Source organism: Streptomyces sp. NPDC032721 (genome assembly GCF_055579625.1).
The window spans coordinates 15,475-37,441 of sequence record NZ_JBVIMX010000027.1; the positions used below are offsets into that span (position 1 = coordinate 15,475).

Sequence of the window (21,967 nt, forward strand, 5' to 3'; positions counted from 1 at the left end):
CCACTTCCATGACGTCATCGGGGACCAATTCACCTTCATCGGAGACCGGTTCACCTTCACCGGAGACCGGTTCACCTTCACCGGCGGGCGGGCCGTCCGAGGTGTGGGCGGCCGCATGGGAGCTGCTGCTTCCGGCCGCCACCGCGCCCGCCAGGCAGCGGGGGCGCAGCCTCCGGTCGGCGCTGCGCGAGGCGGTGCGCACGGGGCGGCTGCGGGCCGGAACACGGCTGCCTTCGAGCCGGGCGCTCGCCGCCGACCTGGGGGTTTCGCGCGGGCTCGTCACCGAGGCGTACGAGCAGTTGACGGCCGAGGGGTATCTGCGCAGTGGCCGGGGCGCCGGTACCTGGGTGGGCGGCGCGGCGCGGCCCGCCGTGCGCGGGGTGCGGGACCTGGCGCCGCGTGCTCCGGGCGTACGGGCGGACTTCGTGCCGGGGAGCCCGGATCTGTCGCTGTTCCCGCGCGCCGCCTGGTCGGCGGCCCACCGGGGCGTACTGGCCAGACTTCCGCACCACGCGCTGGGCTATCCGGACCCGCGCGGGCTGCCCGAACTGCGGTCCGCGCTGGCCGGGTTGCTGACGCGGCGGCGCGGGGTGGTGGCCGATCCGGAACGGCTGGTGGTGTGCTCCGGGGTGGCGCAGGCGATGACGTTGCTGGGCTTCGCGCTGCGGGAGTGCGGCCACCGTGACGTGGGCGTCGAGGACCCCGGGAGCCCGGAGCACGGCAAGCTGATCTCGGCGGCCGGGCTGACGTCGGTGCCGCTGCCGCTGGACGCGGAGGGGACGGCGACGGGGCCGCTGTACGCGAGCGGAACGCGGGCGCTGATCACCACACCGGCGCACCAGTTCCCGTCCGGAATCGGCTATTCGGCGCGGCGGCGGGCCGAACTCCTGGACTGGGCGCGGACGGTGGACGGGCTGGTCGTCGAGGACGACTACGACGGCGACTTCCGCTACGACAGGGCGCCCGTCGGCGCGCTCCAGGGCCTGGACCCGGAGCGCGTCGCGTACACCGGCTCGGTCAGCAAGTCCCTGTCGCCGGGGCTGCGGCTGGGCTGGCTGCTCGTACCGGAATCGCTGGTGGAGCCGGTCGTGGAGCGCAAGCACACCCTTGACCTGGGCAATCCGGTGCTCGATCAGGCGCTGCTCGCGGACTTCGTGGTGAGTGGGGCGTACGACCGTCAGCTGCGCCGTTGCCAGCGCGCGTACCGGGAGCGGCGGGACGCGCTGGTCGCGGCGCTCACGGAGCACTTCCCCGGTGCGGAGGTGAGTGGCATAGCGGCGGGGCTGCACGTGATCGCGACGCTGCCGGGGCGGTACGGGCCGGAGTCGCGGTTCCTGGAGCGGGCGGCGGGGGCGGGGGTGGCGGTGCGGGCGTTGTCGTCGTACGGGACGGGGGGCGGGGACGGGGGTGAGGGGGAGGGCGAGGCGGTGCGGCTGGTGATGGGGTACGCGCATCTTTCGGTGGCGGACATCGGGTACGGGGTGGGGCTGCTCGCGGGGGCGTGAGGTGTTCACTCGTCCGAGTACTTGCCAAGGTGGAAAGTTGATGCCAACCTTGCAAACAAGAGCAGTTCACGGATCGCTCCGAGGGGGAGAAATGAGTGAATTCGCCGATGCCGCAACGGCATTGACGCGTGCGGGCCGGGTCGAGGGCGCCGCTTGGAAGGGCAGTAACTGGTATCTGCGGTACCTGGCGATATTCGGGCTGGCGCAGTTGGTGATCGCCCCCGCACTGGTGCTGTTGCGGCATCCCGTCAGCACCTTCGTCGCGGTCGGGGTCAACACCGCGGTGGTTGTCGGCCTGAGCGTGTACGCGGCACGGCAGCGCACGGTCCGCAGGGGATTCGGAGTGCGGCACGGGACAGTGATCGTTGCATGGGGGATCGCCTTCGGCATCACCGCGTACCTGGGGAGCAACACCCTCCACGGCAACGCACTGTTCGCGGCGGGGGCCACCCTGGCCTGCATCCTGCCGTGCGCCCTCGGCGCCTGGTTCGAGATACGGAGGTCCGCATGACGGGCAAGGAGCCCGGGTCGCACCCACGGCACGCACTCGCACCGCTGCTGAGCTCACCGGTCCGGCTGTCGGTGGTGGCGGCGCTCGCTCCGCTGGACAAGGCCGAGTTCAGCTTCGTCCGGGATCTGGTGGAGGTCTCCGACTCGGCACTGTCCAAGCAGGTGGCAGCACTGGAGGAGGCCGGTTGGGTGGCCGTGCAGAAAGGGCGCGTCGAGCGCCGGCCGAGGACATGGCTGACCCTCACCCCCGAGGGCCGGGAAGTGTACCGGCGACACCTGAACGCACTGCGGGCGATTTCCGGTACGTAAGCCCTGCCCTGGTGGAACAAGAGATGTCGCAGTATCGGTCGGCTCCTGGCCACCGCACGGGAAATCACAGCGAATCAACCGGAAGCACACTTAACCCGTCAGTCACAAAACGTTCGTGATCACGCAACACCGTTCGGCCACAGTGATGGCATGACCGACATGACTGGAACCAAGACCTCCACGAAGAAGTCCGCCCGGCACCACCACTGGCGCCGCGACCTGGTGGAACTCGCCGCGCTCTTCACGGCCGTGGCGGTCGCCGACTCGATCGCGAACATGATCGTGCACGGCCCGGAGGGGCCGGTGCTCCTCATCGCCTCGGCAGTGGCACTGGCCGCGACCGCCGGGTTCCACACCTGGTGGGCCCGACGCCACAGCCATGCGCCTCCTCCGACACCCACGTCCACGCCCACACCAGCGGCGGCGGCACCGACGGCAACGGCAACAACGCCGACGCCGCCCACCGGGTCCGCCTCTCCCGACGAGGCCGGCGCGACCTCCCTGTGGCGGATGCGGACGACGGTGGAGGACGCCCCGGGATCACTGGCCGCGCTGTGCACCGTGCTCGCCCGGCTGAAGGTCGACATCCTGACCCTCCAGACCCACCCGCTGGGGGACGGCACGGTGGACGAGTTCCTGCTCCGCTCCCCCGCCGACCTCCAGATCCGGGACCTGTCCCGGGAGATCGCCTCGGTCGGGGCCAGGGACACCTGGCTGGAGCGGGCGGACGCGCACGATCTGGTGGACGCCCCGACCCGGGTGCTGGGACTGGCCACCAGGACCGCGCTCGATGCCGCGGAACTGCCGCTCGCGCTGCGTCAGTTGCTCGGCCGGTGCACCATTCACTCGCTGCCCGCGACGACACTCACCGGGCGCCCGACAGGACAGACCGCGCCCGTGGAGGGCGTACTGGAAGGAACGGTGATGCGACTGCGCGACCCGAACGGCGGGGCGATCACGATCGAGCGGCCGTACCTTCCCTTCACTCCGACCGAGTTCGCGCGGGCGCGGGCGCTGGTGGAGCTGGACGCCCGGCTCGGGCCCCGGGTGCCGCACAGCCGGGACGTGCTCACGCTGCCCGAGGGCAACGAGATCACCGTCCGCCGGGCCGGCCCCGACGACCTCGAAGCGGCCCTTGCCATGCACGAGCGCTGCTCCGAGCGGACTCTCAACCTCCGCTACCACGGCCCGGTCGGGGACGCGGACCGCTACCTCAACCACCTGCTGAGCCCGCGTTACGGCCGCACGCTCGCCGTGCAGACCGCGTCCGGGCGGCTCGTCGCGCTCGGCCACCTGCTGTGGGACGGCGACGAGACCGAGGTCGCGCTGATCGTCGAGGACGCCTGGCAGCGGCGCGGCATCGGCTCCGAGCTGCTCGCCCGGCTGGTGACGCTCGCCGGGGAGGCGGACTGCGGCAGCGTGTACGCGGTCACCCAGGCGTCCAACACCGGGATGGTCGCCGCCATGCGCGGGCTTGAGCTGCCCCTCGACTACCAGATAGAGGAGGGGACGCTCGTCGTCACCGCACGGCTCAACGGGCGGCCGACACCGGTACGGCCTCCGGCGTACGGTCAGCAGGCCGAGCGGGGCTGACCCTGTCGGCACCGGCGGCTCCGGCGGCGGCGAGGGCTTCGCAGAGGTCGTGCCAGAGGTCCTCGACTTCCTCCAGGCCGACCGACATCCGCAGCAGCCGGTCGCTGACGCCCGCCGACCGCCGGTCTCCCTCGGCCACGATGCGGTGGCTGATGGAGGCCGGGTGCTGGATGAGGGTGTCGACGCTGCCGAGGCTGACGGCGGGGGTGATGAGCCGGACGCCGCCGATGACGGCGTGCGGGTCGCCGTACACCTCGAAGGCGATCATCGCCCCGCCGATCTCCGGGTAGTGGACGCGGGCGACGCGCGGGTCGGCGGACAGCCGCCGGACGAGTTCGGCGGCGCTCGACGAGGCCGCCCGCATCCGGACCGGCAGCGTGGACAGGCCGCGCAGCAGCAGGTATCCGGCCAGCGGGTGCAGTACGCCGCCGGTGGCGAAGCGCACCTGCCTCAGCTGCCGGGCGAACTCCTCGTCGCAGGCCACCACTCCGCCGAGCACGTCGCCGTGGCCGCCCAGGTACTTGGTCGCGCTGTGCATCACCAGCCGTGCCCCGTGTTCGACGGGCCGCTGGAGGACCGGGGTCGCGAAGGTGCTGTCGACGAGCAGCGGCACCGCACCGCAGGCATCGGCGACGGCGGCGATGTCGACCTCCGCGAGGGTCGGATTGGCCGGGGTCTCCACCATCACGAGTCCGGTGTCGGGGCGGATCGCCCCGGCGATGGACGCCGGGTCCGAGCGGTCCACCCAGGTCACCTCGGTGCCGAGCAGCCCGGCCGTGAGAAGGTGATCGCTGCATCCGTAGAGCGGTCGCACCGCCACCACGTGCCGCAGCCCCTGGGCCGACCGTACGAGCAGCACGGCGGTCAGCGCCGCCATCCCGCTCGCGAACGCCACCGCCGCCTCGGCCCCTTCGAGCCGGGCGAGCGCGTCCTCGAAGCGGGCGGTGGTCGGATTGTCGAGCCGGGCGTAGACCGGCGGGCCGTCCAACCGGGCACCGGTGGCGGCGAATTCGTCGATACGGGCGGCCTCGGCACGGCTGTCGTACGAGGGGTACGTCGTCGACAGGTCGAGGGGGACGGCGTGGACGCCCAGCGCGGCGAGGTCTTCGCGGCCGGCGTGCACGGCATGCGTGGCGAGCGCCCGGGTGACGGCAAGTGCCACGGGTGCTGCGGACAAGGATTCGGCAGTCATGCGAGGAGTCTGAACATCCGGCGGGCCGATGCGGCGAACACCCGTGCTACGTTCGGCAGATGGCTGATTCCGTCGCATTGGACACGGTCGACCTGCACATTCTGCGGCTGCTGCAGAACGACGCCCGGACGACGTACCGCGACCTCGCCGCCGAGGTCGGTGTGGCCCCTTCCACCTGCCTGGACCGGGTGAACAGACTGCGCCGCTCAGGGGTGATCCTCGGCCATCAGCTGCGGCTGGACCCGGCGCGTCTGGGGCGCGGGCTCGAAGCGCTGCTGTCCGTACAGGTGCGGCCGCACCGGCGGGAATTGATCGGTCCGTTCGTCGACCGGATCCGGGCGCTGCCGGAGTCGCGGGCGCTGTTCCACCTCACGGGCCCGGACGACTACCTGGTGCAGGTCGCGGTGAAGGACACCGCCGATCTGCAGCGTCTCGTGCTGGACGAGTTCACCTCGCGGCGGGAGGTCGCCCGGGTGGAGACGCGGCTGATCTTCCAGCAGTGGGAGTGCGGGCCTCTACTGCCGCCGTCGGCGCCCTGAGACCGATGTCAGGTCCTTGGCCCCTCACACTGGTGACGCGGGCCCCCTTCTCGTACGAGGATGTCCGCATGTCAGACATCAACGTGCCCCTGCCCCGCGAGGTCGCCGACGCCTACGTCGACGCCCTTGTCGCCCTCGACCCGATCCTCGGCACCCAGCTCGGGGTGAAGGAGAGCGCCCGCTCGCTCCCCGACTTCTCCCCCGAGGGGCGGCAGGCCGTCGCGGAGCTGGCCCGCCACACCCTCGCCGTACTGGATGAGTCGGAGCGGCAGCCCGGTGCCGACAGCGAGGCAGAGCGGCGCTGCGGGCGGCTGCTGCGCGAGCGGCTGACCGCCGAGCTGGCCGTGCACGCCGCGCAGGAGGACCTGCGCATGGTCAGCAACATCCACGGCCCCGCCCACGCCGTGCGGGAGATCTTCACCCTGGCCCCGACCGAGACCGAGGAGGACTGGGCCGACCTCGCCGAGCGGCTGCGCGGTGTGCCCGCCGCCCTGGAGGGCTACCGGCAGTCGCTGGAACTCGGCCTGGAGCGGGGCCTGCTGGGCAGCCCGCGTCCGACCACGACGTTCGTCGGGCAGCTCACCGACTGGGCGGGCGACGGGCACGGCTGGTTCGACGACCTGGTGACCCCGGGCCCGCAGGCGCTGCGCGAGGAGCTGGACGAGGCGGCCGGTGCGGCGACAGCGTCCGTGGCGGCACTGCGCGACTGGATGCGCGACGTGTACGTCCCCGCGGTCAAGGACGCGCCCGACGCCGTGGGCCGTGAGCGGTACGCACTGTGGTCGCGTGCGTTCAACGGCACCGACCTGGATCTCGACGAGGCGTACGCGTACGGCTGGGCCGAGTACCACCGGCTGCTCGCCGAGATGAAGGTCGAGGCGGAGAAGATCCTTCCGGGCGCAGCCACCCCGTGGGAGGCGCTCGCCCACCTCGATGTCCACGGCAAGCACATCGAGGGCGTCGAAGAGGTCCGCGTCTGGCTCCAGTCCGTGATGGACGAGGCCGTCGAGGCGCTGGACGGCACCCACTTCGAACTCGCCGAGCGGGTCCGCAGGGTGGAGTCGCGCATCGCCCCGCCCGGCGGCGCGGCCGCCCCGTACTACACGGCCCCGTCCGAGGACTTCTCCCGCCCCGGCATCACCTGGCTGCCGACGATGGGCGAGACCCGGTTCCCGGTGTACGACCTGGTGTCGACCTGGTACCACGAGGGCGTGCCCGGCCACCACCTCCAGCTCGCCCAGTGGACCCACGTCGCCGACCAGTTGTCCCGGTACCAGGCCTCGGTCGGCGGGGTCAGCGCGAACGCCGAGGGCTGGGCCCTGTACGCGGAGCGCCTGATGGACGAGCTCGGCTTCTTCCCGGACGCGGAGCGCCGGATCGGCTACCTGGACGCGCAGATGATGCGTTCCACCCGCATCATCGTCGACATCGGCATGCACCTGGGCCTGGAGATCCCGGCCGACTCCCCCTTCCACCCGGGCGAGCGGTGGACGGTCGAGCTGGCGCAGGAGTTCTTCGGCATGCACAGCGGCCGTCCGGCCGACTTCGTCGAGAGCGAGATCATCCGCTACGTGGCGATGCCCGCCCAGGCGATCGGCTACAAGCTGGGCGAGCGCGCCTGGCTGCTCGGCCGGGAGAACGCCCGCAAGGCGCACGGCGACTCCTTCGACCTGAAGGCGTGGCACATGGCGGCGCTGTCGCAGGGTTCGCTCGGCCTGGACGACCTGGTGGACGAGCTGTCGAAGCTCTGACCCCCGGGCGTCACCTCCTGACAGGGAGGCGGGGGGGGGGGGGGGGGGGCAACCCCCCCCCCCCCCCCCCCCCCCCCCCCCACCACCCCCCCCCCCCCCCCCCCCCCCCTCCCCCCCCCCCCGCCGCACCGCCCCACCGCTCCACCACTTCTCCCTCCTCCCCTCCCCCGGTTGGGATGCACATGAGCTGGCTCTTCTGCGCGGACCCGCTCGGTCCGCGCCGCCCCGATCCCGCGTTCGCCGGGGAGGTCGCCGCCGCGCGCGCTGCGGGCGGCACCGTCGCGCTCCTCGACCACGACGCCCTGCTCGCCGGGGACATCGGGACGGCACTCGCCCGGGTGCCGCGCGACTCGGGCCCGTACTGGTACCGGGGCTGGATGATTCCCGCCGTACGGTACGAGGCCCTGGCGCGCGGCCTCGAAGAGCGCGGCTGCACCCTGCTGACCGGGCCGGACGCCTACCGGCAGGCGCATGAACTGCCGGGCTGGTACGCGGAGTTCGCACACCTCACCCCGCGCAGCGTCTGGCGGGAGCTGCCGCCCGGAACGCCGCCCGACGCCGCCGGTCTTGCCGCTCTCGTCGCACCGCTCGGTACGGGGCCCGCAGTGGTGAAGGACTTCGTCAAGTCCCGCAAGCACGAGTGGCACGAGGCGTGCTACGTACCGGAGCTGGGGGACGCGGCAGCGCTGTCGGCCGTGGTGGGCCGCTTCTTCGCCCTTCAGGAGGACTCCCTCGCGGGCGGGCTCGTGGTGCGTGCCTTCGAGGACTTCGTACCGGGAGGGGAGGCCCGGGTGTGGTGGGTGGACGGGGATGCCGTGCTGGTCACGGCGCATCCCGACTCGCCCGGCCGGCTGCCGGAGCCGGACCTTTCGGCGGTGCGGCCGGCCGTCCTGGCGCTCGGCTGCCGCTGGGTGACCACCGATCTGGCGCTGCGTGCCGACGGGGAGTGGCGGGTGGTGGAGGTGGGCGACGGGCAGGTGAGCGGGCTGCCTGCGGGTGCCGGTGCGGAGAAGCTCTTCGAAGCACTGGCGGGGGCTGCGGACCGGCCGCCGGGTCCGCCCGTCTGACGTACCTCCGCGGGGTGTCCGGTTCGGCGGCGGGTTCAGCAGCCGCAGTCGTCCGCGCCCACCGGGGCGGTCAGCGGGTCCGCGTCCCGCTTCTCACGGCCTTCCCAGGTCTCGACCTCGAAGCCCTCGCGGATCCAGTACTCGATGCCGCCGAGCATCTCCTTGACCTGGTAGCCGAGTTGGGCGAGGGCGAAGGCCGCGCGGGTGGCTCCGTTGCAGCCGGGGCCCCAGCAGTACGTCACCACGGGGACGTTCTTGTCGAGCAGCCGCTCGGCCTGCTCCGGGATCAGGGCCGTGGGCAGGTGCAGCGCGCCGGGGACGTGACCCTGGTCCCAGGACTCGGTGGAACGGGTGTCGATCACCACGAAACCGGGGTCCTCGCCGGAGGCGAGCACCGAGGCGACGTCGGAGACATCGGCGTGGAAGGCGAGGCTCGCACCGAAGTACGCGGCGGCGGCTGCGGGGGAAGCGGGCGGGACGCGCAGCACGGAGTTCACGGCGGGGGCAGCGGCGGGGGCACCGGCGAAGGCGGTGGAAGCGGCAGGTGCGGGGGCTGCGGAAGTCGTGTTCGTCATGGCCAGAAATCTATGACCAATGATCATTTCGCTGAAGTGGATTCCCCCGGCACTTCTCTTGATCTGCCGGTGATTCCCCTGTTGTCTGTCTCCATGACCGGATATTCACCGGACGCCACCGACTGGCGCATCCTGGAAGCCCTGCAGCGCGAAGGGCGCGCCACCTTCGCCGAGTTGGCGCGTACCGTCTCGATGTCGTCGAGCGCGGTGACCGAGCGGGTCCGCAGGCTGGAGGAGGCGGGGGTGATCTCGGGGTACTCGGCCGTGGTCGAGCCCGAGCGGCTGGGCATGCCGATCCTGGCGTTCGTACGGCTGCGGTATCCGCACGGCAACTACAAGCCGTTCCACGACCTCCTCGACGCGACCTCCGAGGTGCTGGAGGCGCACCACGTCACGGGCGACGACTGCTTCGTGCTCAAGGTCGCCGCCCGCTCGATGCAGCACCTCGAAGAGGTGTCGGGGCGGATCGGGGCACTCGGCTCGGTCACCACCAGCGTCGTCTACTCCTCGCCGCTGCCGCACCGCGCGATCAGCCCGTCGTGACCGGCGGCAGCGGCAGCGGACGAAGGGCTCACAGGTGGTGGCGGACCGCCGAGCCGTCCCGCCCCTTGAGCACCTCAAGCCGGGTGCCGATGCGCTGACGCAGATCGCCGACGTGGCTGACGATGCCGACGCTGCGGTCCCGTTCGCGCAGTGAGTCCAGTACGTCGATGACCTCGTCGAGGGTCTGTTCGTCGAGGCTGCCGAAGCCCTCGTCGATGAAGAGGGTGTCCAGGCGGACCCCGCCCGCCTCATCCGTCACCACGTCGGCGAGGCCGAGCGCCAGCGCCAGTGAGGCGAAGAAGGTCTCGCCGCCGGACAGCGTCGCGGTGTCCCGCTCGCGCCCGGTCCAGGCGTCGACGACGTGCAGCCCGAGCCCGGAGCGCCGCCCGCCGGCCCTGGCGTCGGAGTGGACGAGGGTGTAGCGGCCCTGGGACATGCGGTGCAGCCTGGCGGTCGCGGCGGCGGCGACCTGTTCGAGCCTGGCGGCCAGGACGTAGGCCTCCAGGCGCATCTTGCGTTCGTTGTCGGCGGAGGTTCCGGCGGTGAGTCCTGCGAGGCGGGCCACCCGGTCGTACTCCTCGCGAAGCGGTCCGAGCAGCCGGGTCTCCTCCTCGGCCTGCCGGGAGAGCCTGGCCAGTGCCGCGCACCGCCGGCGTGCCGCGTCGTCGGCGGAGGCAGCGTCGCGCTGCTGCCGGTCGGCTGCGGCCACGGCGGCGAGCGCCCCTTCAAGGTCGGCGGCGGGCCGTGCGGCTGCGTCGGCCGCGTCCGTCTCCCGCAACCGCTCGGCGACCGCCGCCCGTTCGGCCTGGAAGCCGTCGATGCGGTGCTGGAGCTCCCGCTGCCGTACGTCGTCCAGGAGTGCGTCCGCCGCTTCCTGCGGGGTGGCGAACCCGGCCTTGAACGCGGCGTCCGCGAGCCGGTCGTCGGCGGTCTTGAGCTGCTCGGCGGAGCTCTCGTGGTCCCGTACCGCCGCAGCCGCGTGCGCGAGGATGCCGACCCGCCGCTCCAGCAGCCCGGCCTGCTCGGCGACGCTGCCCGCCTCGCCCCGTACCCGCCGCAACTCCTCTTCCAGTACGGCGAGTTCGCCGTCGAGGGCCTCCCGGCGCGAGGTGCGGGCGGCGCTGCGCCGCTCGGCCTGCTGCTGGATGTCGACGCGCCGGGCGTGCTCGCGCTCGGCCCGGTCCAGGGCCTCGCGGGCGGCGTGCGTGTCGGCGGCCCCGCCGTGCGCCAGGGCGTGTTCGCGGCGCAGTTCTCCGGCCAGTCGGTCCAGTTCGGCGACGGTCGCGCCACCGGCTTCGGCGCGGGCCGCCGCATGGGTCTCGCGCAGCTGGGACAGGGTGGCTTCGACCTGGCTCCGTGCGTCCTCGGCGCGGGCGTACTCGGACTCCGCCTGCTGCTCGGATGCCCGGTCGACGTGCCCCGCTCCGGGCCTGGCGGGTGCCGGGTGGCCGGTGGCGCCGCACACCTTGCAGGCCTCGCCGTCCCGCAGTTCGGCGGCCAGCTCGGCGGCGATGCCGCTCAGCCTTCGCTCGCGCAGGTCGTGCCAGCGCTGGCGGGCGTCGGCGGCGGTGTCGCGGGCGGCCCGCAGCCGGTCCTCGCCCACGGAGACCCGCTGCTCCAGTTCGTCCCTGCGGCGCGCCGCGTCCAGCCGGGCGCGGGCGGGTTCGAGCTGGGACTCCAGGTGGCTCGCCCGGGTGGCCGCCTCCTGAGCGGCGTCGATCCGCTCCTGGTGCTGCCTTCGTACGGTGTCCCAGCCGGCCAGCCACTCCTCGGCCTCCTGGAGGAGGTCGTCGTCGGCACGGGCCTGCCGGTCGAGGTCGGCACGCTCGGTGCGGATCTGGGCGCTGCGCCGCTCGGCCCTGCGGGCGGAGTCGAGTCCGCCCAGTTCCTGCCGCATCCGCCGTTCCTGCTCGGCGAGTTGCTCGGCGCCCGCGTCGGCGAGGGCGGGCGGCAGCTGGGCCCTGGCGCTCTCGTGGGCACGCTGTGCGGCGCGGTGCGCGCTCTCGGCGGTGGTGCGCACGGCGAGTGCGGGGGCGACCCGGTCGGCGGCCCTGGCCAGGGCCTGGCGGGCGCACAGCCGGTCGAACTCCTCGCGGCGCGCGTCCAGGGCGTCGGCCCGCCGTCTGGTCTCGGCGAACCGCTCCTGGAGCCTGCCCAGTTCGCGCTGTTCCTCCAGGGCGCGGCGGGCGGCGGCCTGCCTGCTCTCGGCGGTGGCGGCCGCCGCCGCCGCGATGTCCCGTCGTTCGCGGGCGCCGCTGCGGGCGACGGCCGCCCAGCCGAGGACGGACTCGGCCAGTCCGGGCTCGCCCGGCTTCTGGTCGGGGGCGGGCCAGTCGGCCGCCGCCGCGCCGCCCGCCTCGGCCATCCGGTCGGCGAGCGAGAGGAGCCTTTCGTCACCGGCCCTCACCTGCTGCTCGGCGGTGCGGCGCAGTTCGGCGAGGCGGTCCTCGACGGCGGCGAAGCGGCGGGTGTCGAAGAGCTTGCCGAGGAGCTTTCCCCGGGCTTCGGCGTCCGCGCGCAGGAAGCGGGCGAACTCGCCCTGCGGGAGCAGCACCACCTGGCAGAACTGCTCGCGGCTCATCCCGACGAGCTGGAGGATCTCCTCGCCGATCTCCTGGTGGGAGCGGCTCTGCGCCCGCCACGCCCCGCTCTCCCCGTCGTACTCGCTCAGCCAGCTCTGGGCCTTGTCGGTGGTGAAGCCGTTGCCGCGCTTCTTGGGGCGCTGCTGGGCGGGCTGCCGGGTGATCTCCAGGCGCCGCCCGCCGACGGTGAGGTCGAGCACGACCTCGGTGCGGACCTCGGGGTCGGCGTGGTCGCTGCGCAGGGTGAGGCCACGGGTCTCGCGGGCGCCGGGCACCGACCCGTACAGCGCGAAGCAGACGGCGTCCAGGACGGAGGTCTTGCCCGCGCCGGTCGGCCCGTGCAGCAGGAAGAGTCCGGCGGAGGACAGGGCGTCGAAGTCGACTTCCTGGGTGGCGCCGAAGGGTCCGAAGGCGGTGATCCGCAGCTTGTGGAGTCTCATCGGGCGACCTCGGAGACGGTGTCGTCCAGGCGGACGTCGTCGAACGCGCCGCGCAGCACGGCCCGCTCAAGGGCGTTCGCGGTGGAGCCGCCTCGCACGTGGGCCACGAAGTCCTCGGCGATCTGCTGGTCGTCGCGCCCCTTGAGCCGCTGGGCGTAGGAGACCTGGGGCTCGTCCGGTCCCCGTTCGGGTTCGAAGGCGAGGCTGAGGACGTGCGGGAAGCGGACGGCGAGCCGGGCCATCGGGTCGTCGGGGCGAAGGGCGTCGGTGAGGGTGGCCTCCACCCAGGAGCTCTCGTGCCGGTCGAGGGCGGGGTCGTCGAGCAGGTCGGTGAGGTGTCCGCGCAGCCGGGCGAGCGGGCGGGGCACCGGGCAGTCGATCCGCTCGGCGGCGGTGATACGGCCCTCGGGCCCGAGGTCGATCAGCCACATGGTCTTGCGGTGGTCGGCCTCGGAGAAGGAGTAGGCGAGGGGGGATCCGGAGTAGCGGACCCGCTCGGTGACCCGCTGCGAGCCGTGCAGATGGCCCAGGGCCACGTAGTCGACGCCGTCGAAGACCCCGGCGGGGACGGCCGCCACTCCCCCGACGGTGATGTCGCGCTCGCTGTCGCTGGGCGTGCCGCCCGCGACGAAGGCGTGCGCCAGGACGACGGAGCGGGTGCCAGCGGGACGGTCCGCGAGGTCGGCGCGGACCTGGTCCATGGCGGCGGCCAGCACGTCCTCGTGCCGTGCCCTGGCTGCGCCCAGCTGCTCCCGTACGAGCGCGGGCTCCAGGTAGGGCAGCCCGTAGAAGGCCACGTCACCGTGGTCGTCGGCGAGCACGACGGGCGTCGCGCAGCCCGCCGGGTCCGTACGCAGGTGGATTCCGGCCCGCTCGATGAGGCCCGCGCCCACGCCGAGGCGGCGGGCCGAGTCGTGGTTGCCGGAGATCATCACCGTGGGCACGCCCTCGGCGGCGAGGCGGTGCAGTGCCCGGTCGAAGAGCTCCACGGCGGCGAGCGGCGGCACCGCCCTGTCGTACACGTCCCCGGCGACCAGCACGGCGTCCACCTCGCGCTCGCGCACCGTCGCGACCAGGTGGTCCAGGTACGCGGCCTGGGCGTCGAGCAGGGCGACCCGGTGGAAGGACCGGCCCAGGTGCCAGTCGGACGTATGCAGAAGCCTCATGGTTCACGAGAGTAAAGGGAGGGTCCGACAACCCGGGCCGCAACGGGGGAATCCACCCTTCCCCTGACCTCAGGCGTCGCCGTACGCCTCGCCGCCGAGCTCGAATCCTGCGGTGCCCGCCGTCGCGTCCGCGAGCCATCGGCGGAAGTCCTCGACGTCGGACTCCGGCAGCCCGATCTCGATGGTCACCGCCTCCGCGTAGCGCACCTCGCGCACGGCCCGTCCGGTGGCCCGCAGGTCGTTCTCCAGCTTGCCCGCGCGCTGGTGGTCCACCGTCACGGTGGCCAGCCGGAAGCGCCGGCGGGTGAGGGTGCCGAGCTCGTCCAGGGCTTCGCCGACGACTCCGCCGTACGCCCTGATCAGTCCGCCCGCGCCGAGTTTGACCCCGCCGTAGTAGCGGGTGACGACGGCGACGACGTAACGCACCTCACGCCGCATCAGCATCTGGAGCATCGGCACCCCGGCCGTACCGCCCGGTTCGCCGTCGTCGCTCGCCTTCTGGATGCCCGCGTCGGCGCCGACGACGTACGCGTAGCAGTGGTGTGAGGCGGTCGGGTGCTCCTTGCGGACGCGCGCGACGAAGTCCTGCGCCTCCTGCTCGGTCGCGGCGGGTGCGAGGGCGCAGAGGAACCGCGATCGGTTGATCTCGGCCTCGTGCACGCCCGCCTGGGCGAGGGTCCGGTACTCCTCCTGCATTTCGCCCACCCTATGCGGAAGCGGGAATCCCCCGTCCCACCGGTGCGTTCTCACCGGCAGACACCCGCAGCGAGCCCCACCGGAGGCACGGCATGTACGGCGATCAGGACACCGTCCGCAGGATCCTCACCGAGAGCGGCGACACCTGGGCGGTGGTCGGCCTCTCCTCGAACGAGGCCCGTGCGGCGTACGGCGTGGCCGCCGTCCTCCAGCGCTTCGGCAAGCGGATCGTGCCCGTCCACCCGAAGGCCGAGGAGGTGCACGGCGAGAAGGGTTACGCCTCGCTCGCCGACGTTCCCTTCCCGGTCGACGTGGTGGACGTCTTCGTCAACAGCGACCTGGCGGGCGCGGTCGCGGACGAGGCGGTCGCGGCGGGCGCCAAGGCGGTCTGGTTCCAGCTCGGTGTGATCGACGAAGCGGCGTACGAGCGCACCCGCGCCGCCGGTGTCGACATGGTCATGGACCGCTGCCCCGCGATCGAGATCCCGAAGCTGGGCTGAGCCCGCGAGGGCCGGCAGCGCCTAGCGTACGGACGGGCACATCCGTCCGTACGCGGCTGCCCGCGCCTCGAAGCCCGGGGGCAGCCAGCCGTGCGACAGCAGGCGCGGGTGGGCGGGGAAGGCCGCGTGTGCCGCGAGTACGAAGATGAGTGAGGCCCACAGGCTGTGCAGCCGGACCGTGGTGTAGCCCTTGCCGTTGATGTCGTGGAAGGCGCACTCGAAGGTGTCGGGGGCCGCCAGGTCCATCGTCGCCAGGCCGTTCCAGCCGAGGTCGAGCCAGGTCTGCGGGTGCGAGAAGATCGCGCGCCGGTCGGTGACGGTGACCTCGCCGTGGCCCTCCAGGACCCAGCGTGCCTGGGCGTTGGCCTGTGCCTGGTTTCTCCGTGAGGCGTTGCCCATCGCGTTGACGGCCAGGGCGCCGACGACGAACCCGGTCGAGCCCATGGCCATGGTGCTGGTCTGGGTGTACGAACCGTCGCCGAGCGGGCGGTAGGTGGAGCGGGCGGCCGGGCCCGCGGCCAGCGAGAGTTCGCCGGGGGCGAGGCGCGAGGTGGTGGGCAGCGGCGGCCGGTGGGCGAGGCGCCCCTGCGTGAGGTCGTGGACGACGCCGCAGGTGTAGAGCAGGTGGTCGTCCATCGGGCCCCAGGGCGGACCGGCCGGGACGGCCGGCGGGTGGCCGTGGGTCTGCGCGGGCAGGTGGGTGCCCTGCGGCACCGGGCGGGTGTTCTCGTCCACGGGTCCCCCGTTCAACTGCACTGTTCAACAGCTCCGTGCTGCGTTTTCGACGACCGCCATCGTAAAGCTCAGCAAGCTCAGCGGACCGGCGCGATCGACACCGCCATCGTCATCTCCACGGGATCCACCCCGTCGTTGCGGTACGAATGCGCGACGTCCGCCACGAAGGAGGCCGAGGTTCCGGCGCCGACCGGGTACGGGGTGCCGTCCACGACCAGGGTCAGCTCGCCCGCCGTGACACGCAGGAGTTCCGTGCTGCCGGTGGGGTGCGGGTCGGAGGTGCAGACGTCGCCGGGCATCAGGAGCCAGCTCCACAGTTCCAGCGGTCCGCGCCGGTCGGTGCCGACGAGGAGCGTGGCGTGGCTGCCCGCTTCGGTGGACCACATCCGTACGGACTGCTGCGACGTCATCAGCCGGACCTGGGCGTCCTGTTCGTAGTCCAGGAGGGTGCTGATGCTTATGCCCAGGGCGTCGGCGAGTTTGACCGTGGTGCCGACGCTGGGGTTGGTGCGGGCCTGCTCGATCTGGATGATCATGCCCCGGCTGACGCCCGCGCGGGTGGCCAGCGCGTCGAGCGTGAAGCCCCGCTCGCCCCGCCAGCGCTTGAGGTTGCGGGCGAGCGACTGCGTGAGCTGGTCGAGGTCCGACACGTTCCGCCCGTCTCAGAAGTGGCCACGAGGGCCGTCCACTGTGGTGGACGGCCGGTTCACTTTACTGGAGCGGTACGGAGCGGCCCTGTGCGGCCTGCTGGGCTCAGGACGTCCCGGGGTCCAACTCGGCCAGTGCGACGAGCTGTTCGGGCGTGATGTCCGCCGGGATCGGCACCGGGGCGGGTGTCCGCAGCGGCGGCTGCCAGCCGTCCTCCTTGTCCCAGCGGCGTACGATCCGGGCGGGCGCGCCCGCCACCACCGCGTGGTCGGGCACCTCTCCCCGTACGACCGCGCCCGCCGCGACGACGACGTTGCGGCCCAGTCTGGCGCCCGGCAGGATCACCGCTCCGGTGCCGATCCAGCAGCCGGGGCCGATCTCCACCGGCTCGGTGCGCGGCCACTGCTTGCCGATGGGCACGTCGGGGTCGTCGTAACTGTGGTTCGTGGACGTCACGTAGACGTGCGGCCCGAAGTAGCAGTCACTGCCGATGGTGATGGTCGTGTCGGCGATGACGTGGCTGCCCCGGCCGAGGACGACTCCGTTGCCGAGGGTGAGGATCGGGTCGGGGCCGAGGTCCAGGTCCGGCATCATGCCCGCGGTGAGCGTGACGCCCTCGCCGACGATGCAGTAGTCGCCGAGGTGGATCCAGCGCTCGCCGAAGACGGTGCCCTGCGGGAAGGCCAGTTTTGTGCCGTGTCCGATGGAGCCGAACCGGAGTCGTCCGGGACGCTCCGCGCTGACCGCTCCGGCCTGCTGGATCAGCCGCCAGCCGTCCTGGACGGCGCGGGTCGTCGCCCGGCGGCGGAGTCCCGACAGATCGTCGAGGACCGCGCGGGCGGCGGACCGGGCTGATCCGGCGGCCCTGGCGGCCCTGGCAGCCCTGGCGGCTCCGGCGATCCCGGCGATTCCGGCCGCGAATGAGAACGTGTTTCTGTTCTTCGGCACCCGCACACGGTAGTCGGCGGCGGCCGACCTGTTCAGGGCCGCTTCCTGTGATCTTCGCCCCACCCCGGCGGCACGACCGGAGGGCCGTGCGGCGCACTGGGACGATGCGCCGTACGGCCCTCCGTACTTACCGGTGAATCAGACCGGGATCAGAGCAGATCCAGGCCCAGGCCCACGTCGAGGTCGACCCCGCCGTGGTGGTGGTGCCACGGGTAGTCCGAGCAGTACCAGTGACCGTGGTGCTTCCAGCAGCGGTCCGCCGCTGCCGTCGACTTGGCCGACTGTTCCACCGTGCTCGCCGATGCGGTTCCGGCGAGGGGTGCGAGAGCGATGACGGCCAGGGCCGAAGCCGCCACCGCACGTCCGACTATGCTGCGCATGCCTGTCTCCTGTACGAGGAGGAATGGGTCGAAAGTAGGCATACCGCGTGCGATCCGCCGAACCACAGGGCTGACCGGGTTACGTCCATTCGGATCCACGGCACGGGCAGGTGCAGCAGCCCGGGTGGCGGGTCCGGCGGATGTGTGCTGCGGGGCGGGGCGGCGGCGGAGTACGGCGGGCGTCAGCCGTGGGCGCGGACCGCTTCGGCGTGCTGTGCGGCCAGGTCGCGGTACATCAGCGCGTTGACCTTGATGCCCTCGCGCTCCTCCTCGGTGAGCTCGCGCCGCACCTTCGCGGGGACGCCCGCGACCAGCGAGCCCGGCGGGACCCGCATGCCCTGCGGGACGAGTGCCTGCGCGGCGACGAGGGAACCGGCGCCGATGACCGCGCCGTTGAGGACGGTGGCGCCCATGCCGACCAGTACGTCGTCCTCGACGGTGCAGCCGTGCAGCACGGCGTTGTGGCCGACCGAGACCCGCTCGCCGACGGTGACCGGGAAGCCGGGGTCGACGTGCACGGTGCAGTTGTCCTGGATGTTGGAGTCGGCGCCCAGGACGATCGGCCCGCAGTCGGCGCGCAGCACCGCGTGGTACCAGACGCTGGCGCCCTCGGCCATGGTCACTTCGCCGACGACCACGGAGGTGGGGGCGGCGAAGGCGTCGGGGGCGAGCTGCGGCGTCTTGCCGCCGACGCCCATGATCAAGGGCCGACCTGCTGTTTCTGCCATGACGTACTCCTTCGTGCGTACTCGGATCGCTGCCGCGCCGCTGTCCTGCCGGGCACGGTAGACGACCCTCCGCCGGTCTGCGGGGGCGGGGTGGCGCCGCGAGGAGTCACTTGCCGCTGCCGAGCGTCATGCCCTCGATGATCCGCCGGCCCAGCCATATGTAGACCAGGAGCAGCGGCAGTACGACCAGGCCGATCGCGGCGAACAGGCCGCCCCAGTCCGCGCCGCTGAACTGCACGCGCGACATGAAGCCGAGGAGCGCGAGCGAGAGCGTCTGCTGCTGCGGGTCCTGGAGGAAGATCAGCGCGAGCATGCCCTCGCTCCAGTGGCCGATGACGTTGAGGATGACCAGGGTGACGATGCCCGAGCGGGCCAGCGGCAGCATGATCCGCCAGAACGTCCGCCACGGGGTCGCCCCGTCGAGGGCCGCCGCCTCCTCCAGTTCCGCCGACAGGCTGCGGAAGAACGCGGTGAGGAAGAAGACCGCGAAGGGGACCGAGGTCGCGATGTAGACGAGGATCAGCCCGCCCAGGCTGTTGACCAGGCCGATCTGCGACATCGCCACGAACAGCGGCAGCATGATCGCCTGCACCGGGATGCCCAGCCCCATCGCGATGAACGAGGTCATCGGGGCCGCCGAGCGGGCGCCGAACCTGCTCAGCGCGTACGCCGCCGGAGCCGCGACGGCCACCGTTCCCACGGCGGTGGCCGCGACCACCAGGAGCGTACGGAGGATGGCGGGGCCGAAGTCGCCGACCTCCCAGGCGCGGGCCCAGTTCTCCAGCTGCCAGCTCTCCGGCAGCCCGAACGGCGCCGCGAAGATCTCCCGGGCGGTCTTGACCGACGACAGCGCCATCCACGCCAGGACCAGCAGGTCGAAGGCGACCATCGCCCAGACGAAGGTGTACACGACGTGTCCGGTGCGCGGCCGGGAGCGCTTCCGGCGCGGGGTGGGAGTGGAGGCGGGCGCGGGGCTCGGCACGGGGCGGGGCAGTGCGGGGTTGGCCATGGGTCAGAACTCCAGGGACTCTCGACGCGTGACCCGCTGGGTCAGCACGATCAGGAGGACGATCAGTACGAGCGTCACGACCGTCGCCGCGGCGGAGGCGCCGAACCTGGCCACGCCGGTCGGCTGGAAGGCCTCGGCGAAGGCGTACAGGGACAGCGTCCAGGACTTGGTGGTGGGGGTGGATCCGGCGGCGCCCGCGAAGACGTACACGAACTCGAAGATCTTGATCGCGCTGATCACCCAGAGGGTGGCGCTGACGGCGACCGCGTCCCACATCATCGGCAGGGTGACGTGCCGGAACTTCTGCCAGGCGTTGGCGCCTTCGAGGTCCGCAGCCTCGTAGAGGGTGACCGGGATGCGGTCCACGGCGGCCATCAGGATGGTCGTGTAGAAGCCGGTGTTGATCCAGACCAGGCCGATGCAGATGACGTAGAAGAGGTTGTCGTCGGCGAGCCAGCGCGGCGGGGTGTCCACGCCGACGGCCGACATGACCTTGTTGATCAGGCCGTCCGCCTGGAAGAGGAAGCCCCAGAGGATCGAAATCGCCAGTGCGGACACGGCGTTGGGGAAGAAGATCACCGCGCGGACGAACTTCCGGCCGGCCATCTCGCGCAGCACCGTGGTGAAGAAGAAGCTGAGCAGGAAGGTGAAGAAGCCGACGCCGAAGAGGATGAGGAGGGTGTTGCCGAAGGAGGAAGCGAAGACGTCGTCGTACCAGAGGCGCCGGTAGTTGGCGAAGCCCACCCACTCGATGGGCCCCGACCCCGCCCACTTGGCGAAGGACAGGACGAGGGTGAAGCCGGTGGGCAGGACGATCGCCAGGACGTAGAGGAACATCGCCGGGCCGACGAACGGCACGAACAGCTTGCGGCGGGCCCGCTGGAGGGGGCTGGCCGTCTCGTCCTCCTTCCTGTCCCTGTTCTTCGTTGCGTCGCGTACGCCGTCCGGGGCTGCCGGGTTCGGGGCTGCCGAGGTGCCCGGGGTCCGGGGCGGCGCGGTGGACGCCGCCGTTCCGGTCGGCCGGGTCCCGGCGGGAGCGGTGCTCATCAGCCGTTGGCCTTCCACCAGTTGACGGTGCTCTTCTTCAGTTCGGCGACGTAGTCGGTGGCGCTGATCCGCCCGGAGACCAGCTTCTTGCTGAGCGGCTGGGCGATCTTGGTCTCCCAGTCCGACATGCCTTCGGCACCGTCCTGCGAGACATGGATGGCGCCCGCGTCCTTGAGTGCCTGCTGCGAGCCCTGGAGGTCCTTGACGGCGGGGACGTCCGCGCGGACGGTGAGGGACTTCTCCTCGGCGGCGAGGCGGTCCATCCACTTTTTGCCGAGGAAGAACTGGATGAACTTCTCGGCGGCGCCGCCGTTCCGCGCCTTCTTGGGGATGCCGTAGCCGTAGAGGCTGGCCTGCTCCGAGTCGTGCCCGGCCGCCGTCCTCGGGAACGGGAAGGAGCCGTACTCGAAGTCCTTGCCCGCGATCTCGCCGGTCTCGGACGGGCCCCAGGTGCCCATGTAGAGGAAGTCGGCCTTGTTCTGCGCCCACTTCTGCTGGATGGCGGGGAACTTGCTGGCGTCCCAGCCGTCCACGAAGTACTTGCCCTTGCCGATCTTCTCGGCGTTCCGGGCGGCGTTCAGCACCTCGGGCTTGTCGAATCCGGCGCCCGACCGGTCCTCCAGGACCTTCTTCCAGTTGCCCGCGCCGAGTTCGCGGATCATCAGGGTGGAGACCCACTGGTCGACGTAGGTGAGGATGTCGCCGTCCAGGGCGAGCGGGGCCTTTCCGGCCTGCTTGCGCCTGTCGAGGAGGGCCACGAACTCGTCGAAGGTGCGCGGGGGTTTCGCCGCGACGTCCGGGAGCTGCTTCTTGTCGTAGAAGACCTGCCAGGTCTGGACGTTGGTGGGGATCAGATAGGTCTGCCCGTCCTTGTCCTTGACCAGGTCCTGGTACGCCTTCGGCACGGTCTCGCCGACGGTCGCGCTCTCGCCGGTGATCTTCGCGTCGTACACCCCCGACAGGTCGCGGGCGTTGCCGGTCGCGGCGAGGGTGTCGCGGATCTTGAACTGGCTCTGGTCGACCAGGTCGGCCGCCACGTTGCCGCCGACCAGGGTCGGCTGGAGCTTGTTCAGCACCTCACGGCCCTGGAAGACCAGCGACACCTTGATGCCGGTCTCCTTGGTGAAGGCGGCGACCGCATCCTTGATGATCTTCGCGCGGGGCTCGTCCTCCTTGTACATCGACCAGTACGTGAACTCCTTGGAGTCGCCGCCGCTGCCGGTGACGCTGCCACCGCAGGCCGTGAGGGTCATGGCCAGAGCCGCTACGGCGATCAGGGCCGTGCTCTTGGTCGTGGTACGAAGTCTCATGGGGACACCACCGTTCTCGGGCGCATGCGTCAGGCGCCGAAGGAGGACGAGCTGGGGAAGGAAGGAATGCCCGGAGTCTGTTGCCGCCGCCGTACCGAGGTCAAGACATTCGTACGAATGAATTTTCCGTTACCGGCTCGATACATTCCTTTGAATGCGCCCCGCGCTACTCTCGCGAGCACCGTCGCGGCCAC

Annotated in this window: 22 protein-coding genes; 9 read left to right on the plus strand and 13 right to left on the minus strand. The window is 72.0% G+C overall.

Translation table 11 applies throughout. The annotated features are described in order from the left end of the window. Nucleotides 1–8: 8 nt before the first annotated feature. The 4 genes from pdxR (at nucleotide 9) to ACZ5PB_RS38355 (ending at nucleotide 3,917) form a co-directional block, all read left to right on the plus strand. Nucleotides 9–1,505: a MocR-like pyridoxine biosynthesis transcription factor PdxR gene (pdxR, locus tag ACZ5PB_RS38340; protein WP_468697790.1), complete on the plus strand. Its 1,497-nt coding sequence runs from the start codon at nucleotides 9–11 to the stop codon at nucleotides 1,503–1,505. A gap of 91 nt (nucleotides 1,506–1,596) precedes the next feature. Further along, nucleotides 1,597–2,016, plus strand: coding sequence for a hypothetical protein (locus tag ACZ5PB_RS38345; RefSeq protein ID WP_468697791.1), 420 nt, complete (start codon nucleotides 1,597–1,599; stop codon nucleotides 2,014–2,016). After that, nucleotides 2,013–2,324 (plus strand): winged helix-turn-helix domain-containing protein, encoded by a 312-nt coding sequence (locus tag ACZ5PB_RS38350; protein ID WP_468697793.1) that lies wholly within the window; start codon nucleotides 2,013–2,015, stop codon nucleotides 2,322–2,324. Before ACZ5PB_RS38345 ends, ACZ5PB_RS38350 begins: the two co-directional genes overlap by 4 nt. Before the next feature lie 150 nt (nucleotides 2,325–2,474). Further along, complete coding sequence (locus tag ACZ5PB_RS38355; RefSeq protein ID WP_468697794.1) at nucleotides 2,475–3,917, plus strand: GNAT family N-acetyltransferase; 1,443 nt, start codon at nucleotides 2,475–2,477, stop codon at nucleotides 3,915–3,917. On the opposite strand, the gene ACZ5PB_RS38360 is transcribed toward ACZ5PB_RS38355, so the two are convergent. Next, nucleotides 3,856–5,109, minus strand: a complete 1,254-nt coding sequence (locus ACZ5PB_RS38360) for a trans-sulfuration enzyme family protein (protein WP_468697796.1) — start codon at nucleotides 5,107–5,109, stop codon at nucleotides 3,856–3,858. The genes ACZ5PB_RS38355 and ACZ5PB_RS38360 overlap by 62 nt on opposite strands. 59 nt (nucleotides 5,110–5,168) lie before the next feature. Here ACZ5PB_RS38360 and ACZ5PB_RS38365 point away from each other — a divergent pair, with 59 nt between their 5' ends. The 3 genes from ACZ5PB_RS38365 (at nucleotide 5,169) to ACZ5PB_RS38375 (ending at nucleotide 8,466) form a co-directional block, all read left to right on the plus strand. Next, nucleotides 5,169–5,648 (plus strand): Lrp/AsnC family transcriptional regulator, encoded by a 480-nt coding sequence (locus tag ACZ5PB_RS38365; protein WP_468697797.1) that lies wholly within the window; start codon nucleotides 5,169–5,171, stop codon nucleotides 5,646–5,648. 68 nt (nucleotides 5,649–5,716) lie between these two features. Further along, nucleotides 5,717–7,399: a DUF885 domain-containing protein gene (locus ACZ5PB_RS38370; protein ID WP_468697798.1), complete on the plus strand. Its 1,683-nt coding sequence runs from the start codon at nucleotides 5,717–5,719 to the stop codon at nucleotides 7,397–7,399. A 176-nt stretch (nucleotides 7,400–7,575) separates the two neighbouring features. Further along, nucleotides 7,576–8,466: an ATP-grasp domain-containing protein gene (locus ACZ5PB_RS38375; RefSeq protein ID WP_468697799.1), complete on the plus strand. Its 891-nt coding sequence runs from the start codon at nucleotides 7,576–7,578 to the stop codon at nucleotides 8,464–8,466. 35 nt (nucleotides 8,467–8,501) lie between these two features. Here ACZ5PB_RS38375 and ACZ5PB_RS38380 read toward each other — a convergent pair whose 3' ends face one another. After that, a complete protein-coding gene (locus tag ACZ5PB_RS38380; RefSeq protein WP_468697800.1) occupies nucleotides 8,502–9,041 on the minus strand; it encodes a rhodanese-like domain-containing protein in 540 nt (179 codons plus the stop codon). A gap of 93 nt (nucleotides 9,042–9,134) precedes the next feature. Between ACZ5PB_RS38380 and ACZ5PB_RS38385 the strand changes: the two genes are divergently transcribed. Next, on the plus strand, nucleotides 9,135–9,584 hold the full coding sequence (locus ACZ5PB_RS38385; RefSeq protein ID WP_468697801.1) for an Lrp/AsnC family transcriptional regulator: 450 nt from the start codon (nucleotides 9,135–9,137) through the stop codon (nucleotides 9,582–9,584). A gap of 28 nt (nucleotides 9,585–9,612) precedes the next feature. Here the strand turns inward: ACZ5PB_RS38385 and ACZ5PB_RS38390 are convergent, their stop codons facing one another. From ACZ5PB_RS38390 to ACZ5PB_RS38400, 3 genes are all read right to left on the minus strand, one after another. After that, on the minus strand, nucleotides 9,613–12,606 hold the full coding sequence (locus ACZ5PB_RS38390; protein WP_468697802.1) for an AAA family ATPase: 2,994 nt from the start codon (nucleotides 12,604–12,606) through the stop codon (nucleotides 9,613–9,615). Then, the gene (locus ACZ5PB_RS38395) at nucleotides 12,603–13,772 is read right to left on the minus strand and encodes an exonuclease SbcCD subunit D (protein WP_468697804.1); all 1,170 of its coding nucleotides are present in this window, start codon (nucleotides 13,770–13,772) and stop codon (nucleotides 12,603–12,605) included. The genes ACZ5PB_RS38390 and ACZ5PB_RS38395 overlap by 4 nt, the downstream gene beginning before the upstream one ends. 69 nt (nucleotides 13,773–13,841) lie before the next feature. Beyond that, nucleotides 13,842–14,468, minus strand: a complete 627-nt coding sequence (locus ACZ5PB_RS38400) for a YigZ family protein (protein WP_468697805.1) — start codon at nucleotides 14,466–14,468, stop codon at nucleotides 13,842–13,844. 92 nt (nucleotides 14,469–14,560) lie between these two features. Between ACZ5PB_RS38400 and ACZ5PB_RS38405 the strand changes: the two genes are divergently transcribed. Beyond that, complete coding sequence (locus ACZ5PB_RS38405; protein WP_468697807.1) at nucleotides 14,561–14,968, plus strand: CoA-binding protein; 408 nt, start codon at nucleotides 14,561–14,563, stop codon at nucleotides 14,966–14,968. Between the two features lie 21 nt (nucleotides 14,969–14,989). Here the strand turns inward: ACZ5PB_RS38405 and ACZ5PB_RS38410 are convergent, their stop codons facing one another. The 8 genes from ACZ5PB_RS38410 to ACZ5PB_RS38445 form a co-directional block, all read right to left on the minus strand. After that, nucleotides 14,990–15,703 (minus strand): hypothetical protein, encoded by a 714-nt coding sequence (locus ACZ5PB_RS38410; RefSeq protein ID WP_468697808.1) that lies wholly within the window; start codon nucleotides 15,701–15,703, stop codon nucleotides 14,990–14,992. 77 nt (nucleotides 15,704–15,780) lie between these two features. Further along, complete coding sequence (locus ACZ5PB_RS38415) at nucleotides 15,781–16,353, minus strand: XRE family transcriptional regulator (RefSeq protein WP_468697809.1); 573 nt, start codon at nucleotides 16,351–16,353, stop codon at nucleotides 15,781–15,783. Between the two features lie 103 nt (nucleotides 16,354–16,456). Next, nucleotides 16,457–17,170, minus strand: a complete 714-nt coding sequence (locus tag ACZ5PB_RS38420; RefSeq protein ID WP_468697903.1) for an acyltransferase — start codon at nucleotides 17,168–17,170, stop codon at nucleotides 16,457–16,459. A gap of 278 nt (nucleotides 17,171–17,448) precedes the next feature. Next, nucleotides 17,449–17,679, minus strand: coding sequence for a hypothetical protein (locus ACZ5PB_RS38425; RefSeq protein ID WP_468697811.1), 231 nt, complete (start codon nucleotides 17,677–17,679; stop codon nucleotides 17,449–17,451). Between the two features lie 182 nt (nucleotides 17,680–17,861). Beyond that, complete coding sequence (locus ACZ5PB_RS38430) at nucleotides 17,862–18,407, minus strand: gamma carbonic anhydrase family protein (protein WP_468697812.1); 546 nt, start codon at nucleotides 18,405–18,407, stop codon at nucleotides 17,862–17,864. 106 nt (nucleotides 18,408–18,513) lie between these two features. After that, nucleotides 18,514–19,416: a carbohydrate ABC transporter permease gene (locus tag ACZ5PB_RS38435; RefSeq protein WP_468697813.1), complete on the minus strand. Its 903-nt coding sequence runs from the start codon at nucleotides 19,414–19,416 to the stop codon at nucleotides 18,514–18,516. A gap of 3 nt (nucleotides 19,417–19,419) precedes the next feature. Beyond that, the gene (locus ACZ5PB_RS38440; RefSeq protein ID WP_468697814.1) at nucleotides 19,420–20,463 is read right to left on the minus strand and encodes a carbohydrate ABC transporter permease; all 1,044 of its coding nucleotides are present in this window, start codon (nucleotides 20,461–20,463) and stop codon (nucleotides 19,420–19,422) included. Further along, on the minus strand, nucleotides 20,463–21,773 hold the full coding sequence (locus ACZ5PB_RS38445; RefSeq protein ID WP_468697815.1) for an ABC transporter substrate-binding protein: 1,311 nt from the start codon (nucleotides 21,771–21,773) through the stop codon (nucleotides 20,463–20,465). Before ACZ5PB_RS38445 ends, ACZ5PB_RS38440 begins: the two co-directional genes overlap by 1 nt. Between the last annotated feature and the right edge of the window lie 194 nt (nucleotides 21,774–21,967).